Source organism: Endozoicomonas arenosclerae, assembly GCF_001562015.1.
Classification (GTDB): domain Bacteria; phylum Pseudomonadota; class Gammaproteobacteria; order Pseudomonadales; family Endozoicomonadaceae; genus Endozoicomonas_A; species Endozoicomonas_A arenosclerae.
The window spans coordinates 1-709 of sequence record NZ_LASA01000283.1 but is presented as its reverse complement, the minus strand read 5'-3'; the positions used below and the strand labels follow the sequence as shown (position 1 = coordinate 709).

Below are 709 nucleotides of genomic sequence, written 5' to 3'. Positions count from 1 at the left end.
GCTATGAAAACATGATGACCCCTTACGAAAAGTTCCTGTCACTGAAGGAACCAGAACAGTACCTGAAAGAAGGGATTACACTGGACCAACTAAAGGACAAAGCGGAAGCCATGACCGATAATGAAGCGGCCAGAAAGCTGCAACAAGCCAGAGAAATCCTGTTTCAATTAGTTCATGAGCGACAAGCCGAGGGTTAGGTAGTAGTACCTGCCTTCAGGCTCATTTCAGGATTGGAAAATACTACATTTATACATTCCATTTTTATTTTTTATCAGGCATAGATCCAACATGCCTGTTCCTTACTCAATGACCAGCATCCTGCTGCCGAATATTCCGGAGGTATTGTGCCAGCCCTGAATCACCGGCAACAGGTATTAATGCATGTTTTTATTTTGTGTGATGTCGTCCCTGACACACCTAGTGCAGCTATGTGCTAAACCCTATACCGTTCGCACTGAGGCTCTATGTTTCTTGTCAACCTGCTTTTAGTAATTACATAAGAAATTAGAGCCTCATCGGTGAGAAACTCTCCACTGCAAGAGGCTTGGGTCTTTAATCAGACAGCATAGCTTTTTGCATAATGGGGGAATGATATTGAGCCATATCGAATGTCTTTTGGCTACGCCATACGCTGAATGCTATACGTATCAGCTTGCGCATCACGGCTACCAAAGCCTGGGTACAAGTCATTCTTGATGCATAGTGCTCA

At 44.0% G+C, this 709-nt stretch carries 1 protein-coding gene; it reads left to right on the top strand.

Annotation, left to right across the window (positions count from 1 at the left end):
• Positions 1-197, top strand: a 197-nt coding sequence (locus WG89_RS28790) for a hypothetical protein (protein WP_062269480.1), incomplete at its 5' end; no start/stop codon positions are given.
• Positions 198-709: the final 512 nt, after the last annotated feature.